Below are 15015 nucleotides of genomic sequence, written 5' to 3'. Positions count from 1 at the left end.
GGCCGCCGCCGCGCTCGCCGCGCTGGTGCTGCTCGGCCCCGCCGCCGCGTCCGCGACGGCCGACCCGTCACCCGCCGCCTCCGCCGCCGCCTCCGCCCCGGCCCCCGCCGCCGGGCTGCTGCCCGCCGAGGCGTCGCAGGCCGAGCGGCTGGCCGCCGAGCTGCGCAAGAGCCCGGTCTACATCTCCGCCGACCTGCCGCGCGAGGTGCCGCGTTCGCTGGCCCCCGGGTACGCCGAGGCCGCCGAGCGCACCGGCGTGCCCACCTACGTGCTGGTGCTGCCCGACTCGGACCGGACGCTGCTCGCCCAGGTGCACGACCGGCTCGGCACCGACGGCCTGTACGTGCTGGTCGAGAAGTACGGCGGCGTCACCGTCTCGGCGTTCGGCGTCGACCTCCCCGCCGAGGACGCCGCCCGGATCGCCAACCGCACCGTCTCCTACGACGCCGGGCCGCTCGCCCGGTTCACCGCCTTCACCGAGAAGGTCACCCAGGGCAAGGACCAGGTCGCCGCCGAGGCCCGGGCGTTGGAACAGCACTACGACGACGACCCGCCCCGGGCGTACATCTCCTCCACCGACCGGCAGAACCAGAACCTGCTGCTGGGCCTGGCCGTGGTGGTCATCCCGGGCGTGCTGCTCTCCCTCGGCCTGTGGTTCGCCCGCCGCCGCCCGCTGCGCCCCGGCCCGCCCGCCCGCGGCACCGGAGCCGTCCGCCGTCCGGCCGTCGACCTGGGCAAGAAGCCGCCCGTCGCCCTGACCAAGGCCCCCGCGAAGGCCCAGCTCAAGAAGGGCGGGACGAAGGCCGGGACGAAGGGCGGCGGGCGCCCGCGGCCCGCCGCGCTCGCCCCCGCGCCGCTGCGCCGGAGCGTGCTGGTGGCCACCCTGCTGGTCGCGGTGGCCTCCGTGTTCGGCGTGGTGCTCGCCGCGCCCAGCGTCTTCCCGCAGACCATCGACGACCCCGACCTCACCGTCACCCGGGCCGACCTGGAGGCCCGCACCACCGAGGCCGCCGCCGCGCTCACCGCCGACGGCGGGATCTACCAGGACGCCTCCGCCCCCAACCCGCTGACCCCCGAACAGCTCGCCGCCGTCCGCCAGCGGATGGGCCAACTCGCCACCAAGACACCGGTGTTCCTGCTGTTCACCTCCTCCGACGGCGACGACGAGAGCGCCGGTGACAGCTCCGCCCTGCTCGCCCAGGTGCACCGGCAGACCGGCCGGGACGGCGTCTACGTGCAGGTCGACCCGGTCGGCGGCTACCTGCAGGTGGAGGAGTACGCCGCCGCCGAGACCGACCTGTCCAGCCGGTTCCGGAAGGCCGACCTGCGCTACCCCGACCGCGAGGGCACCTCCAACGACCTCAAGATCCCCGAGCGGCTGAACACCGTCCTGGACGAGGTCGCCGCCGCCCGACCCACCGGCGACGAGGGCTACACCGGCGACCGCGAGACACTGCCCGAGCTGCGCAGCAACAGGCTCCCGCCGCTGTTCAGCAACGACTTCGGCGGCGGCATCACCCTCGGCGTCATGCTGCTCGCCGTCCTGCTGCTGCTCGCCTGGGCCGCCGTCGCCACCGCCCGCGCCGTGCTCCGCTCCCGGCACGCCCGGTCCGCCGCGCCCACCCCCGCCCGGCCCACCAGCACCGGCCCCCGGCACACCGCCACCCACCCCTCGGCCCGCCAACTGCGCTCCTGGGCCACCGAGGACGCCCGCGCCCTCGCCGTCCGGCTGGCCGCCGTCGACCAGGACGACCCCCGCCGGGCCCGCGCCTGGGACTGCCTGGACGCCGCCCAACTCCTGCTCGGCGAGGACGGCGGCCGCACCGCCGACCCGTCCGACCTGGCCGCCGCCGTCGCCCTGGCCCGGGCCGGGGCCGACACCCTGGAGGGCCGGCGGGGCCCGCGGCTGTGCCGCCTCAGCCCGCTGCACGGCATCGCCGACGGCGGCAAGGTCCCGTCCTGGTTCACCACCGTGGACCTCGGCCCGACCTCCGCCCAGCTGTGCGCCGAGTGCCGGGACCTCCTGCAGCTCAGTGGCGTCAACCGGTACGGCGCCGCCGACCCGGCCGCCCGCCGTGCGGAGACCGACAAGCGGCTGCTGCGCCTGCCCGACGAGGACGGCCGCGGCACCGTCGCCTGGAACGAGGAGGGGGAGGTCCTCCCGGCCGCGCTCGAAGGCGTGGAGGCGCTGGTCGAGTGGGCCCGGGAGGCCGCCAGTGTCCAGTGACCGGCCCGCCGCCACCGTCCGGGCCCGGGCCGCTCGCGCTGCCCGCACCGGCACCGTCCGCACCGGCGCCGTCCGCGCCCTCGCCGGGCAGATCCTTCCGGCCGCATCCGATGGCCTCGACGCACCCATCCTCAGGGCCAGGGAGTCCGCCAGTGTCCAGTGACCGCCCCACCGCCACCGCACCCGCCGTGCTCACCGCACCCGGCCGCCGGCCGCTGTCCGGCCTGCTGGCCGTGCTGCTGCTGGCCTGCGCCGCCCTGCTCGGCACCGGCGGCGTCACCCCGGCCTTCGCCGCCGACGCCACCCCCGCCACCAAGGCGACCGGGGCGAGCATCGCCGAGGCGCTCAAGACCGCCCCGGTGTACGTCGATCCGGCCTTCGCCGCCGCCGTCACCCCCGCCCAGCAGCAGCAGCTCGCCGAGCAGATCGCCGCGACCGGACTGCCCATCAAGGTGGTGCTGGTGCCGCTGCAGAAGGGCGACGCCTTCGACGGCCGGGCCAAGGCGATGGCCGCCGTCGTGCAGGAACGCCTCGGCCAGTCCCCGCTGATCATGATCACCAGCGACGACTACGGGAGCTGGCTCGACGGCTACGAGTGGCCCGCCGACAACGCCCACCAGGCCCGCGACGCGGCCAACGCCGTCGCCCTGATCAAGGAGCTCAAGGACGCCGGCCTGGCCGCCAAGATCGGCCGGGCGATCGAACTGATCGGCACCGGCAAGGGCACCGAGGTGTACAAGGCCGAGGCCGACCGCGTCGACCGGGAGCACGCGGCCCGCGCCCAGACCGAGGACCACGCCGACTCCCCGTCCTCCTCGTCCTCCGCCACCGGCCCGTTCGCGGTCGTCGCCGTCCTGGTGCTCGCCCTGGTCATCGGCTCCGCCCTGCTGGTCCGCAGCCGCCGCAAGCCCCGGCACACCGCCTTCACCTTCCCCGACGCGGTGTTCGCCGCCGACCGGGCCGCCGACGAGGCCGGACTGCGCCGCCAGGCCGCCGACGAGGTGCTCGCCCTCGGCACCGCCCTGGACGGCGCCGACGGCGCCACCACCCCCGGCCTCAGCCGCGCCCTGGACGCCTACGACGCGGCCGGCCGGGTCCTCGACCGCGCCGACGGCCTCCCCGACCTGGCCGGCGTGCTCGCCCTCGCCGCCGAAGGACGCGCCGCGCTCGCCGCCGAACCCCGGCTCCCGCTCTGCTTCTTCGACCCCCGGCACGGCACCGCCGCCCGCCGCACCACCTGGCGCCCGCTCGGCCGCCGCGACCGCGTCGACGTCGCCGTCTGCACCGACTGCGGCCAGGCCCTCAAGGCCCGCCGCTCCCCGCAGGTCCTCGCGGTCCGCGACCACGGCCGCACCGTCCCCTACTTCGAGGTCCCGGCCGAACGCAGCCTCTGGGCCGCCACCGGCTACGGCTCCCTCCTCTCCGGCCCGGACGACACCCTCGCCGCCCGGGTCGGCTCCGGCGAGTTCAGCCGCGCCGCGACCCGGCGGCAGGTTGCCGACCACAAGGACTGACCGCCGGCGCCGGGCCGGGCGGGCGGGTCGCCGTCGGCGAGGTCCGGTTTCGGGCCCGGCTTCCGGTCCGGTCGTGGCGGGTCCGGTCGGGCCGGGGCCGGGTGGCAAGGTGCCTGCAGCGAGGGCTGAACCCCGGGGCCGGGGCGGGGGGTTACCGACCGCGAGGACCGGTCCCCGCCCCCAGGTTGGGCGCTCACGCGCGCGGTGGCCACGGCCAAGCGGCCGCCGCCGCGTCCGCCTCCGGGCCCGGCGCCGTCCCGACGGCCTTCCGCGTTCCCGTCCCGGCCCCCACGGTCTCCGGCTCCAGCTCCGGCACGGTCTCGATCGCCAGCCCCTGTTCCGCCAGCAGCCCGCCCAGCCAGCCGGCCTCCGCGGGCGTCCCCGGCAGGCCCGCGCCGGCCAGCAGCTCGGCCAGGGCGACCGCGTGCGCCAGCGTTGTCACCGGCAGGGCCCGGCGCAGCACCCGCAGCGCCGCGCCCCGCCCCGCCGCCGGGTCCACCAGCCGTACCCGCACCGGCCCGTACCGCTCCAGCACCGGCCCGCGCACCCACGCCGGCGCCTCGTCGAAGCCGAAGCCCAGGCAGCCGCCGCCGTCGCACGCCGGGCACCAGGACTCCCCGTCCCAGCCCAACTCCCCGTCCTGGACGAACTGCCCCACGCCCCAGCGCAGCACCGCCCCGCACGCGCACGGCACGTCGGCCGCCGCACCCCAGCTGTGACTGCGCACCCCGGCTCCCTTCCCGTTCGTGCCGGTATCCTCGCAGGCAGCGCACCCGGCACCGACGGAGGACCCCCGATGGAACTGGCTGGCCGCGTCCTGGCCAGTCCCGGGACTGCCTTCATCCGCGCCTTCCGGTTCGAACAGCTCTAGCCCCCGGGGAACCGCCGTGCCGACCGAAGCACTCGGCACCGACCGGCTCCGCGCCTGGCAGCAGCGGACCGACGCGGCACTGGCCGAACTCACCCGGACGTTCCTCGCGACGCACGGCTTCCCGCCCGGCGAGAACACCGTGCCGCCCGCGACCACCGACAGCCGCGCGGCTGCCCGCGCCCTCGCTGCCCGCGCCCTCGCCGCCCGGACACCGCTGCCCGCCGACCTGGCCGCGTTCTACGAGGTGGTCGCCGAAGCCTCGCTGCCCGACGTCCACCACGGGTACTTCGTCCATCCGCCCGAGCTGGTCGCGGACCACCTCCGCGCGTACGGCCCCGTCCAGGTCGGCGGAGGCGAACACCGGCGCGCCGGTGTTCGCCGGCGACGGCGGCGGCCTGCTCTACGCGATCGATGCCTCCGGCCGGGTCTGGAAGTCCGAAAACGCCTCCTGGTACAGTGAGTTCGCCCTCGCCGCCCGCAGCCTGCACGAGTTCCTCGACCGCCTCACCGACCACGTCCGAACCCTCACTCCACCGCCTCGCTGAGCACCGCCCGCAGCCGGGCCAGGCACTCGGCGGCGAACGCCGGGAGGGTGCGCCAGTAGTACGGGACCCCGCTGACCGCGACCGCGATCGCCCAGGCCCGGGCGCGGGTCCAGGTGGATTCGTCCGGGGCGAGCGCCTCCCGGTACGCCCGCCGGGCCTCGGGCGGCAGGTCCCAGACGGGGGCGTGCTCGGCGTCGAGGTGGCCGACCGACAGGCAGCCGAAGTCGATGACGGCGCTCAACCGGCCGTCCCGCACCAGCAGGTTGCTCGGCTTGAGGTCGCCGTGCAGCCACCCGTGCGGCCCCGGCGGTTCGGGCAGCGCGAGGCCGTCCCGCCACAGTCCCTCCAGCGCGTCGACGTCCAACTCCCGTCCCAGCAGGGCCCGGCACTCGCCGAAGCGGTCGGCGACCGACTCCTCGACCGCCCGCAACCCGCCGCCGCGGTACCAGCTCAACTCGCCCGTCCGCCGCGCCCCTTGCAGATCCGCCCCGTGCAACTCCCGGACGAACTGCGCCAGATCGGCCCCGAACCCGGCCCAGTCCCGCACGCTGTCCGGCCCCGCCTCGGCCCCCTCCAGCCACCGGTACACCGACCACACCAGCGGGAACCCCGCCCCCGGTACCCCCGCGTACAGCGGCTCGGGCACCGGCCACGACAGCGACGGCGCCAACCGGGGCAGCCACTCCCGCTCTTTGCGCACGGCCCGCGCCGCGTCCGCCGTCCGGGGCAGCCGCACCAGCAGCCCACCGCCCACCCGGTACATGGTGTTGTCCGTCCCCGCCCCCGCCGCCACCACCGGCAACCCGCCCCACTGCGGGCACTGCTCCGCCACCAACGCCCGCACGAGCGCCTCATCGACCGGGACTTCGTCCTCGTGCAGCATCATCCCGGCAGTCTCCCCGCCGCCCGGCCCCGGAAGCCACCCGGTTTCCGCTCGGAGGAGCCGGCCCGTCCACGCCGGATCGATCTGATGTTGCATGTCCGTCAGATCGCCACGACCAGTCGTACCAACCCGACGAGCCAGATGATCGGACAGGCGTGGCTGACCTGTTGTGCCAGCGGCTACGGCAGCTCGCGGCTCACCAATGCACGCGCGAACGGTTCACCGCTCCTTCGCGCGTATGTCATCCGCTCGCGCACCTCGCTGAGTGTGCGCGGACGATAGCCAGGGCCGCCACAGCAACTCTTGTGGAAGCGGATCCCGGCATTCAAAAGTACCGACAGGGTCCGCCAAGCAGCGGTGTCACGTCGCCGCGGTGCTGCGAAGGCCGAACCCGCATGGATCAACGGCTCGGCACAACGCGGGCAGAGCCGGCTGTGGTCACCGAGGTAGGGCTGCTTGTAGGAGGCCCGACAGGGCAGGCAGACAAAAGAGGTCTTCGCGTGGGCCATGCCGGCCAGCGTACGGCCCGTCCGGAATGAACTCGACCGGGTTTCCCTGACATTCAGCAAGGTCGAAGGGACAGAACCTCATGCCGCTGGGCGTGCGAGAGCCAGACCACGCCCAGGCCGAGGACGGCGATCACGGCGAAGCCGCCGCCGACGATCCGGACCGTGGTCGAGGTAGCCGCACCGGACCCCGTCCACGAGTACCGGGCGAGCAGATCGAAGATCCTCTGGAGATGCCGCGGAAGTCGACGGCGACCAGCAGACCACCGCCGATCGCGGCGGCGAACCACAGTACGGTCAGCACCGAGCGGATCACGGGCAACTCCGAGGTCGTTGAAGAGCTGACGCCTTGACGAGCCGACGAGGTCAGCCCGTCGCGTGCCCGGTGAGCCACTGCTGCCCGTCGTGGGTGCGGACACTCGGGGCCGCGCCGTCGCCGAGCGCGTCCAGGAGGCGGACGGCGTACACCTCGGCCATCCGCTCGGAGACCTCGGCGGCGGTCAGCCAGGCGATCGCGGTGGACTCGTCCGAGAGCTGCTCGCTGCCGCCTTCGAGGTGGCACCGGAAGACCAGGGCGACGATGCCCCGGCTGACGTTCTTGTAGACGCCGGTGAGCCGCTCGACGCCCACCTTGAGCCCGGTCTCCTCGTGGATCTCGCGCCGCACGCCGTCCTCGAACGCCTCCGTCAGCTCCAGGACGCCGCCGGGCGGCTCCCAACTGCCGTTGTCCGCACGGCGGATCACCAGCAGCCGGCCGTCCTCGCGCACCACCGCGCCCGCGACGGACACGGAGTGGAGGGGCGTTGACTGCGGCTTCGGGACGCTGTTACTCATGTACAGGAGAATAGGAGCCCTGAAGGACCATGGCGAGCAGTGAGCCGACGGCGTCGGCGAAAGCGAAGAAGTACCTCCAGATCGCGGACGACCTGGCGGCGGAGATCAGGGCGGGCACGCTCGCCCCCGGCACCCTCGTGCCGAGCGAGGCCGAACTGATGCAGCGCTACGGGGTCGCGTCGGGCACCGTGCGCAACGCGATCGCCGAGCTGCGGACGGCGCAGCTGATCGAGACGCACCACGGTCGCGGTTCCTTCGTCCGCTCCCGCCCTCCGGTGCAGCGCAAGTCCTCGGACCGCTTCCGCCGGGCCCACCGCAGAGCGGGCAAGGCGGCCTACCTGGCCGAGACCGAGGCCTCCGGCGGGGTCGCCTCCGTCTCGGTGCTGTTCATCGGACCGACCGGGGCGCCGGCCGACATCGCCGAGCGGCTCCGGGTCCCGGCCGGTACGCAGGTGCTCGCCCGCAAGCGCCGGTACTTCCGCAACGGCGTGCCGACCGAGGAGGCCACCTCGTACCTGCCGTGGGACGTGGCGAAGGAGATTCCGGAGCTCTTCGCGGAGAACCCGGGCGGCGGCGGCATCTACCAGCGCCTGGAGGACCACGGGTTCACGCTCGCCGAGTACGGGGAGACCGTCCGGGCCCGGCTGGCCACCAAGGCCGAGGCGGTCGCGTTGGCGCTGAGCCCCGGTGCGGCGGTGATCCACCTGGTGCGGGAGGCCGTCACCACCACCGGCCGGGTGGTGGAGGTCTGCGACACGCTCATGGCCGCCGACCAGTTCGTTCTCGACTACCGCTTCGCTGCAACTGACTGACGGAGGGTCAACTTCTGCGATCCGTCGCGGGTTTCTCCTCACGGCGGGTTTACTTATATAGAGGAGTAGGGCACTCTTCTGCTTGTAACTCCTCTACATAAGTACAGGAGAGGGCTCCATGTAGAGCCCGTGTGGCCGTTGCCGCGCATCGCCCCCGTACGACCACCCGCGAGGTTCGTCGCCATGGCTGAACAGCAGCGCACAAGTCGGAAAGCCAGGTTGACGATCTGGGTCTACCGGGTGCGGCCCGACGGGGCCCGCGTTGCGTCGCCGTGGCCGAAGTGGCCTGAACGCACCGAGAAAGGAATCCAAGTGCTGTACACCGGACAACCGCTGGTGGCTGTCGACGTCCTGCAGCGGTTCCTGCGTGGCGGGTTCACCGACTCCGAGCGGGCCGCCGACTCGCTGGAACGCGCTTTCCTGGCGGCCAGGTTGGACCCGCCGGCCGGCCTCTCGCCGGTCTACCGCGACGACGTCCCGCCGGAGCTGGCGGGCATTGCGCTGGGGTGCGTCGGACTGCCCTGGGCGCAGCGGCTGGCCGAGGCGCTGCTCGAACTGGCGTTGCTGCGCGGTGAGTTCCCCGCCCCCGTCCGGCTCGCGGCCCCGGAGCTGGGCACCGAGGCCCGTTCCGCGCTGGGGGTGGCCTGGTGAGCGGTGACGTGTTGCGGCAACGTGCCTGGGAGATCGCCGAGGCGGGCGGCGGGGGCGACCGCTGGGGCCACCGCTACTCCCCGCCCTCCCGCAACAACGGCACCGCCCGCGAAACCGTCTGGAGCGAAGTCCACCACAACCCATCCACTGCAGAAGGAAGTTGACCGCATCCGGTCAGGGTGGGGCGGAGTCGCGCCGGGCGTTGTCGTCCGGCCCCCGGGGGGGGTGGGCGGCCGTCGGGTCACCCCGCCTCGGGGGCCACCGGTTCTCCGGCCGGGCCGGAGGCGTTCGCGGGGCGCCGGGACGGGTGGCACGCCGGGCCGCGGCGGCCGGCGAGGCGGCAGCCCAGGCAGTCGGGGTGGCCGTGGCGGGAGGCGGGGTCGCGGGTGCGCCAGTGCCGGTGGTGCGGCGGGCGCGGTCCGGCGGGTTTGCCCCAGCCGGCCAGGTGCAGCACCCAGCTCGCCACCGCGCCGAGGGCCATGAGCAGTCCGCCGCCCCAGAGTCCGGCGACCGAGCCGAGGACGAACGCCGCGCCCGCGGCGGTGAAGCCGAGGACGGCCAGCAGGGAGCCGGTCCAGCCCGCGACCGTGTGCCCCATGTCGTGATCGCCGTGTGCGCTCATGTCTCTCCGTTTGATGTGATGGGCGGGCGGGTGGTGCCGCAGGACTGAAGATTCAACTTATCTCGCAAGCTAAGTTACTTAGATGCTAAGGAGATCCGGCATGAACGGCAAGCCGCGCCCCCCGGCGACGCCCGAGCAGGCGCAGTACGCGATGGACCGGATGATCGCGCTGGCCCAGTTCGGCCAGCAGGACATCGCCGCTCGACTCGGGCTCAACGTCACGGACCTCACCTGCCTCGGCTTCGTCATCGAGGCGGCCCTGGCCGGTGAGCCGCTCGCGGCCGGCGACCTCGCCGAGCGGGCCCAGCTGACGACGGGCGCGGTGACCGGGGTGCTCAACCGCCTGGAGAAGGCCGGTTACGCCGTCCGCGAGCCCGACCCGAACGACCGGCGGCGGGTCCGCGTGCTGATGGCGGACGACGCGCAGGCCCGCATCCTCCAGGTGTACGGCCCGTTCTACGCGCGCATCGGCGCCCTGCTCGCCGACTACACGCCCGACGAGACCGCCGTGATCGCCGACTGGTTCACCCGGGCCCGGGCGGCGATGGAGGAGTCCCTGGCCGAGATCGGGCGGGGCGCGCGGCCGGAGCGGGAGTAGCGGCGGGCGCGGGCGGCGGGCAGCGGTCGGCGGTCCGGGTGCCGAGCGGCCGTCAGCGCCCGGACGCGCCGGGCTGCGCCACGTACTCCACCGTCTGCATCATGCCGAGGTCCTCGTGGTGGAGCTGGTGGCAGTGCGCGATGGTGCGCCCGGTGAAGTCCTCGTAGCGGACCAGGAAGGTCACCGACTCGCCGGGGGTGCCGCCGGCCAGGCCGACGGTGTCGTGCCAGACCGGCGGGTCCAGCCGGACGCCGTTGCGGTGGGTCACCAGGAACGGGTTGGTGTGCAGGTGGAAGGGGTGGTTGAAGCCGGGGGCGGTCTCGCCGTTGCGGACCGTCCAGCGTTCGGTCCGGCCCAGCGGGAGCACGTGGTTGACGTGGTCGGGGTCGTACAGGCCGTAGGCCGGGTCGTGGCGCAGGTCGCCGCCGGGGTCGGCGGGCGGGGTCGCGCCGCTGCCCAGCACCCGGAAGGCGTCCGGGAAGGGCTGCGGGAAGACGCCCGGGTCGACGTGGAAGAGCACCTCCCGGTCGGGACCGGTGACGTCGCGCTCGTCGAGGAACGGGCGGCCCGCCGGCAGCGCGGCCGGCAGGGCCATCGGCGGGTCGACCGGGTCGCCCGCCACCTCGACGGTCAGCAGCGGTTCCGGGACCCGGGCCGCCCGCAGCTCGTACCGTCCGGGGGTCCCGCCCCGGACCAGCAGGTCCACCCGGTTGCCCATCACCAGCGACACCGTCCGCGCGGGTACCGGGGCGGGCAGCGTCACCCCGTCCTGGGCGATCCGGTGCATCGTCAACTCGCCGTCGGAGCCGGTCAGTCGCAGGTCCAGTGCGGTGAACGCGGTGGCCCCGACCAGCCGCCAGCGCTGCACCTCGCCCGGCCGCAGCGCCAGCACCGGGTTGACCGCGCCGTTGACGGTGAACACCGACGGCACCCCGGCCGTCCAGGCCCCGGACGTGAACGGCGGCACCCGGCCGCCGCGCAGCTTCAGCTCGTTGACGCACACCACCACGTCCGCGGCGGCCCGCACCTGCGGCACCTCGTCCACGTCCCCCTCCACCACGAGCACCCCCGCCATGCCCCCGGCCAGCTGTTCGGCGGTGGAACCGTGCAGGTGCGGGTGGTACCAGTACGTCCCGGCCGGGTGGTCGGCCGGGATCCGCAGCACCGTGCGGTAGCGCGGCTCCGGGTCGCCGGACGCGGCGCGCGGCGCGAACTCGCGCAGCACGTTGTCGGCGAGGCCGGACGGGGAGACGTGCAGCCCGTGCGCGTGCAGGTTGAAGCTGTTGGGCCGGTGCGGCATCCGGGCGCCGTGCATCCCGCCCGCCGGGTTCGGCGGCAGCCCGTTGACGTGGGTGAGCAGCAGGGTGTCCCCGGCCCGCACCCGCAGCGTCGGGCCCGGGAAGCCCCCGTTGTAGGCCCGTACGGTGACCGGCCCGTACCCGGGCACCCGGACCTCCGCGTACCGGACGTCCAGCACCTGCTCCAGCACCGAGGGCACCCGCTCCGGCGTCGGCCGCCGCCGGACCGTCGCGGGCTGCGGGAAGGCGGCCCGCCCCGCTGCCGTCGCCGTCGTCGCCGCCCCGGTGCCCGCCGCCACCACGAGACCGGCCGCAGCGGCCCCCTTGAGCAGCACCCGTCGACCGATCACGCCACTGTCTCCCATAACCGGGCAATCTAGGGCAAAGCAGCGCCACTGTTCGCCCCGCCGCACCGCGCGGCCCGCTCCGGTCGACGGGTCGTCAGGACGGCGGCCCCTGCCCCCGGCGGCCCGGGAGCAGGGGCCGGGCGGGGCCGGGGTCAGGAGATGGAGAAGACCGAGGCCCACTTCTGGCCGGCGCTGCCGGCGGCGGCGGTGTTGGCGGTGACGGCCTGGCCGGCGGTGGCGTTGCCGTCGAGGACGAAGCCGGTGGCCGGGTTGGTCAGGGTGTAGGTGCCGACGGCGTTCTGGGTGACCTGCCACTTCTGGTTGGCGGCGCCGAGGTTGACGGCGGTGAGGGAGATCTGGCCGCCCGCGGTGGTGGGCGCGGTCAGGTAGAGCGGGATCGGGCAGCTGTCGTAGACGCGGACGGTGCCGTCGGTGTTGGTGGCGAACTTCCAGCGCTGCGAGGCCCGGGTGGTGTCCAGGGCGGCGAACTCGGCCACCGAGGGGATGCTGCCGCTGCAGGTGCCGCCGCGCTGGAGGGCGACGCCGCCGCCGTTGCTGAGCGCGTGGTAGGCGCCGTCGTTGACCACGGTGGGGCCGTAGTTGATGGCGTGGGTGTCGAGCGCGGTCAGCGCGGCGCCGGTGGTGGACAGCGGGGGAGCGGCCGTCGGGCGGACGTTCTTGAACCAGTCGGCGAAGGTGGCGGGCGTGTGCGAGGCCAGGGTGGTGATGGTGCGGTCCCAGCTGCCGTCGACCTGGTTCCACAGCTGGAGCAGCGCGCCGTCCACGTTGCCCTGCACCTGGTCGCCGGTCTGCCAGCCCGCCGCGGCGGTGAACGGGTAGGAGGAGCCGTCCGGCCAGACGTAGCGCTGGTCGCCCAGCAGGTAGGCCGCCACCGAGTCGGCGAAGCCCTCGGTCCAGGCGCAGGTCGCGGAGGACGCGGCCTCGATGTAGTGCGGGTTGCAGTTGGTGACGGTCGGGAAGGTGCCGTTGTACAGCCGGTTCTGGAAGAAGTGGCCCGACTCGTGCAGCACGGTGTGCTCGGAGTCCGGGTCGGCGTCGGCGAGGTGCACGGTGTTCGACAGGTCGTACCAGGGGCCGTCGGTGGAACCGGGGTACCAGCGGACGGTCAGGGTGGTGCAGGTGGCGGCGTTCGCCTCGGCGGTGGTCCAGCACGGGGTGGTGGAGTTGGCCCGGCGCGACCAGAGCAGGTTGACGGTGTCGAAGGCGTGCCAGGCGCGGGCCGCGCCGGTCGGCTTGACGACGCCGAGGGCGAGGCCCGTCGATATGTTCGTCTGGGTCGGCGTGTCGTAGGTGTAGACCGTGCCGCCGGCGTCGGCGACCTTCCACACCTGGTTGTCGCGGGTGGCGAAGTGGACGTACAGGTGGTCCATCGAGGTGGTGGCGACCGGGGTGTAGCAGAGGTTGAACGAGCCGTCGGCGGCGCCGGTCAGCTGGGTGTCGGGGTTCAGCTTGTGGTCGGTGTCGGTGGACTTCTCCCGGCCCCAGAGCTCGACCGAGGCGTTGCGGGCGGCCCGGGTCAGGGTCGGCTTCCCGGTGCCCGCCTCGGCGGACTGGTAGTCGAACTGGAGGGTGCCGCTCAGACAGATCGGCGTCGCGGCGGCGGCCACTCCCGCCGAGAGCGGGACGAGGGCGCCGGCGGCGAGGGCCGCGGGCAGCAGCAGGCGCAGCAGGGTGGTGGAGCGGTGCGGCATGGACGTCCTTCCGGAGGTGCCCGCGCGGGGTGCGGGGCGGGAGCGGCGGCCCGTGACGCGCCGTTCGGTGACGGCCCGTCAGAGGCGCGAGCCATCGTCGGTTCGGCGCCGCGCCGCCCACCAGGGGCGCACGGAATCACCGCCACCGTTTGTGGATTTCACGTGCGCGCCCGCGCGTGTTCGGATCCGCCGCGCGCTCCGCATCCCGTCGTAGCCCGGCCCGGGGTGCGCCCGCGCGGCGGCGGGCCGACCTGCGGACTGCGGGGGAGACGGACCGGTGGCCCGACTCGCCCGCACGGGACGGACGTTCGACGGGCGCACGGCCCAGGGCGACGTGCGCCCCACCGAGGCCGAGGCCGCCGCCGCATTCCGTCGCAGCCCGGCCCGTCCGGATTGCCCCGCCCGGTTGTTCTGACGCGAACACCGGAAGTTCCGGGACCGCTTTCTCCGCAGCGGATATCCGATGCCGCCAAAATGGTTCTCCGTCCGATTATCGCCCCCTATGTCGTATGCGTTCCATGTCTTCTGAGCCACCGGTCGGCCCGGAATTCCGGAGGGTTAGTTCGGCAATTCAGCTGACTGATATGGTCCGTGACAACGAGCCAGATCGGGGGGGACGGCTTCTTGCCCGCTGTGCCCATGTCTCCGAGTCACTTTTGGATCGGGCGCCACCGCACGGGCAGGCCGGTAACGGTTCCGCGGAGAGCGCCCAAGAACTGGCGCACCATGCGTACGAAGACCATGAAATTGACCGTCGCCGCCGTTGCCGCGGCCGCCGCGTTCTCGTTGACGGCCTGCGAGCCGGACGGCAGCGACGGGACCGGCGACGAGGCGGCGGGCGCCGGCACCTCGACGGCCTCCGCCCCGGCCGCCGGCGGCACCGGCGGGAGCACCGGCGGCACCGGTGGTGGCACCGGCGCCACCCCGACGGGCAAGGCGACCGGCGGGAGCCCCGGCGGGACGGCCTCGTCGGCGGGGGGCGGCACCGGCGGGAGTACGGGGGGCGGTGCCGCGGGCGGCGGTGCCGGGGGCGGCGGCAAGCTGAAGCCGGCCGCCCAGTCGGTGAAGATCGGCCAGCCGGTCACGGTCGACTTCGCCGACAAGCAGGCGAACGTCACCACCAAGCTCCAGATCACCGTCACCGGGGTCGAGATCGGCTCGATCAAGGACCTCCAGGAGGCCAAGGCCCCCACCGCGAACGCCGAGGGCCACACCCTGGTCTACGTCAGCTACACGATCAAGAACCTCGGCGACGCCAGCCTCTCTTTCACCGCGCCGAGCTCGAAGTTCGTGGTGATCGACACCGCGGGCCACAACGGGGTCTTCATGGACCCGCCCGCCTCGATCACGGTGGCCAAGTGCCCCGGCCCGAAGTTCCAGGGCGTCAAGAAGGGCATGGAGGCCAAGGGCTGCAGCATCATCGGGCTCTCCGGCACCGACAACGCCCCGGCCCAGGTCGGCTACACCGACCTGGTCGACCTGCTCAAGTTCCAGGCGGCCTGGACGAAGTGACGTCCGGAGGCCGGCGCGTCCGGTCCGGCCCGGCGGGGTCCGGCCCGGCGGGGCCCGGGCCGGCCGCCGCCGGAACCCCGGAC

Annotated in this window: 16 protein-coding genes; 9 read left to right on the top strand and 7 right to left on the bottom strand. The window is 74.3% G+C overall.

Going from position 1 to position 15015, the window contains the following annotated elements:
- On the top strand, positions 1-2227 hold a 2227-nt coding region (locus tag ACWEO5_RS34695; protein ID WP_452166094.1), incomplete at its 5' end, for a hypothetical protein.
- A gap of 152 nt (positions 2228-2379) precedes the next feature.
- Positions 2380-3741: a hypothetical protein gene (locus ACWEO5_RS34690; RefSeq protein ID WP_452166093.1), complete on the top strand. Its 1362-nt coding sequence runs from the start codon at positions 2380-2382 to the stop codon at positions 3739-3741.
- 193 nt (positions 3742-3934) lie between these two features.
- Here ACWEO5_RS34690 and ACWEO5_RS34685 read toward each other — a convergent pair whose 3' ends face one another.
- Positions 3935-4468: a hypothetical protein gene (locus ACWEO5_RS34685; RefSeq protein WP_452166092.1), complete on the bottom strand. Its 534-nt coding sequence runs from the start codon at positions 4466-4468 to the stop codon at positions 3935-3937.
- 160 nt (positions 4469-4628) lie between these two features.
- Here ACWEO5_RS34685 and ACWEO5_RS34680 point away from each other — a divergent pair, with 160 nt between their 5' ends.
- Entirely contained in the window at positions 4629-5072 is a 444-nt protein-coding gene (locus tag ACWEO5_RS34680; RefSeq protein WP_452166091.1) for a hypothetical protein, read from the top strand.
- Positions 5073-5137: 65 nt separating this feature from the next.
- Here the strand turns inward: ACWEO5_RS34680 and ACWEO5_RS34675 are convergent, their stop codons facing one another.
- Both ACWEO5_RS34675 and ACWEO5_RS34670 read right to left on the bottom strand, forming a co-directional pair.
- On the bottom strand, positions 5138-6043 hold the full coding sequence (locus tag ACWEO5_RS34675; protein WP_452166090.1) for an aminoglycoside phosphotransferase family protein: 906 nt from the start codon (positions 6041-6043) through the stop codon (positions 5138-5140).
- Between the two features lie 176 nt (positions 6044-6219).
- Positions 6220-6549 carry a deoxyxylulose-5-phosphate synthase gene (locus ACWEO5_RS34670; protein WP_452166089.1) on the bottom strand — a complete coding sequence of 110 codons (330 nt, stop codon included), beginning with the start codon at positions 6547-6549 and terminating at the stop codon, positions 6220-6222.
- Between the two features lie 80 nt (positions 6550-6629).
- Here ACWEO5_RS34670 and ACWEO5_RS34665 point away from each other — a divergent pair, with 80 nt between their 5' ends.
- Complete coding sequence (locus tag ACWEO5_RS34665; RefSeq protein ID WP_452166088.1) at positions 6630-6899, top strand: hypothetical protein; 270 nt, start codon at positions 6630-6632, stop codon at positions 6897-6899.
- Between the two features lie 13 nt (positions 6900-6912).
- On the opposite strand, the gene ACWEO5_RS34660 is transcribed toward ACWEO5_RS34665, so the two are convergent.
- Positions 6913-7392, bottom strand: coding sequence for an NUDIX hydrolase (locus tag ACWEO5_RS34660; protein WP_452166095.1), 480 nt, complete (start codon positions 7390-7392; stop codon positions 6913-6915).
- 17 nt (positions 7393-7409) lie between these two features.
- Between ACWEO5_RS34660 and ACWEO5_RS34655 the strand changes: the two genes are divergently transcribed.
- The 3 genes from ACWEO5_RS34655 (at position 7410) to ACWEO5_RS34645 (ending at position 9007) form a co-directional block, all read left to right on the top strand.
- Complete coding sequence (locus tag ACWEO5_RS34655) at positions 7410-8192, top strand: GntR family transcriptional regulator (RefSeq protein WP_452166087.1); 783 nt, start codon at positions 7410-7412, stop codon at positions 8190-8192.
- A 312-nt stretch (positions 8193-8504) separates the two neighbouring features.
- Positions 8505-8843, top strand: coding sequence for a hypothetical protein (locus ACWEO5_RS34650; protein WP_452166086.1), 339 nt, complete (start codon positions 8505-8507; stop codon positions 8841-8843).
- Positions 8840-9007, top strand: a complete 168-nt coding sequence (locus ACWEO5_RS34645; protein WP_452166085.1) for a hypothetical protein — start codon at positions 8840-8842, stop codon at positions 9005-9007. The genes ACWEO5_RS34650 and ACWEO5_RS34645 overlap by 4 nt, the downstream gene beginning before the upstream one ends.
- A 77-nt stretch (positions 9008-9084) precedes the next feature.
- On the opposite strand, the gene ACWEO5_RS34640 is transcribed toward ACWEO5_RS34645, so the two are convergent.
- On the bottom strand, positions 9085-9465 hold the full coding sequence (locus ACWEO5_RS34640) for an HGxxPAAW family protein (RefSeq protein WP_452166084.1): 381 nt from the start codon (positions 9463-9465) through the stop codon (positions 9085-9087).
- Positions 9466-9565: 100 nt separating this feature from the next.
- Between ACWEO5_RS34640 and ACWEO5_RS34635 the strand changes: the two genes are divergently transcribed.
- Positions 9566-10063: a MarR family transcriptional regulator gene (locus tag ACWEO5_RS34635; RefSeq protein ID WP_452166083.1), complete on the top strand. Its 498-nt coding sequence runs from the start codon at positions 9566-9568 to the stop codon at positions 10061-10063.
- Between the two features lie 52 nt (positions 10064-10115).
- On the opposite strand, the gene ACWEO5_RS34630 is transcribed toward ACWEO5_RS34635, so the two are convergent.
- Positions 10116-11726, bottom strand: coding sequence for a multicopper oxidase family protein (locus ACWEO5_RS34630; RefSeq protein WP_452166082.1), 1611 nt, complete (start codon positions 11724-11726; stop codon positions 10116-10118).
- Between the two features lie 134 nt (positions 11727-11860).
- The gene (locus tag ACWEO5_RS34625) at positions 11861-13420 is read right to left on the bottom strand and encodes an RICIN domain-containing protein (RefSeq protein ID WP_452166081.1); all 1560 of its coding nucleotides are present in this window, start codon (positions 13418-13420) and stop codon (positions 11861-11863) included.
- Between the two features lie 726 nt (positions 13421-14146).
- Between ACWEO5_RS34625 and ACWEO5_RS34620 the strand changes: the two genes are divergently transcribed.
- Positions 14147-14932 carry a hypothetical protein gene (locus ACWEO5_RS34620; protein ID WP_452166080.1) on the top strand — a complete coding sequence of 262 codons (786 nt, stop codon included), beginning with the start codon at positions 14147-14149 and terminating at the stop codon, positions 14930-14932.
- The last annotated feature ends 83 nt before the right edge of the window (positions 14933-15015 follow it).

The sequence above is a fragment of the Kitasatospora sp. NPDC004272 genome (assembly GCF_053603035.1).
This window is presented reverse-complemented; position numbering and strand designations above follow the sequence as displayed.

Bases quoted from the DNA above. Each gene is read 5' to 3' on its own strand.
- ACWEO5_RS34675 (WP_452166090.1), bottom strand. From the start codon at position 6,043: ATGATGCTGCACGAGGACGAAGTCCCGGTCGATGAGGCGCTCGTGCGG.
- ACWEO5_RS34635 (WP_452166083.1), top strand. From the start codon at position 9,566: ATGAACGGCAAGCCGCGCCCCCCGGCGACGCCCGAGCAGGCGCAGTAC.
- ACWEO5_RS34655 (WP_452166087.1), top strand. From the start codon at position 7,410: ATGGCGAGCAGTGAGCCGACGGCGTCGGCGAAAGCGAAGAAGTACCTC.
- ACWEO5_RS34640 (WP_452166084.1), bottom strand. From the start codon at position 9,465: ATGAGCGCACACGGCGATCACGACATGGGGCACACGGTCGCGGGCTGG.
- ACWEO5_RS34665 (WP_452166088.1), top strand. From the start codon at position 6,630: ATGCCGCTGGGCGTGCGAGAGCCAGACCACGCCCAGGCCGAGGACGGC.
- ACWEO5_RS34630 (WP_452166082.1), bottom strand. From the start codon at position 11,726: ATGGGAGACAGTGGCGTGATCGGTCGACGGGTGCTGCTCAAGGGGGCC.
- ACWEO5_RS34670 (WP_452166089.1), bottom strand. From the start codon at position 6,549: ATGGCCCACGCGAAGACCTCTTTTGTCTGCCTGCCCTGTCGGGCCTCC.
- ACWEO5_RS34620 (WP_452166080.1), top strand. From the start codon at position 14,147: ATGCGTACGAAGACCATGAAATTGACCGTCGCCGCCGTTGCCGCGGCC.
- ACWEO5_RS34625 (WP_452166081.1), bottom strand. From the start codon at position 13,420: ATGCCGCACCGCTCCACCACCCTGCTGCGCCTGCTGCTGCCCGCGGCC.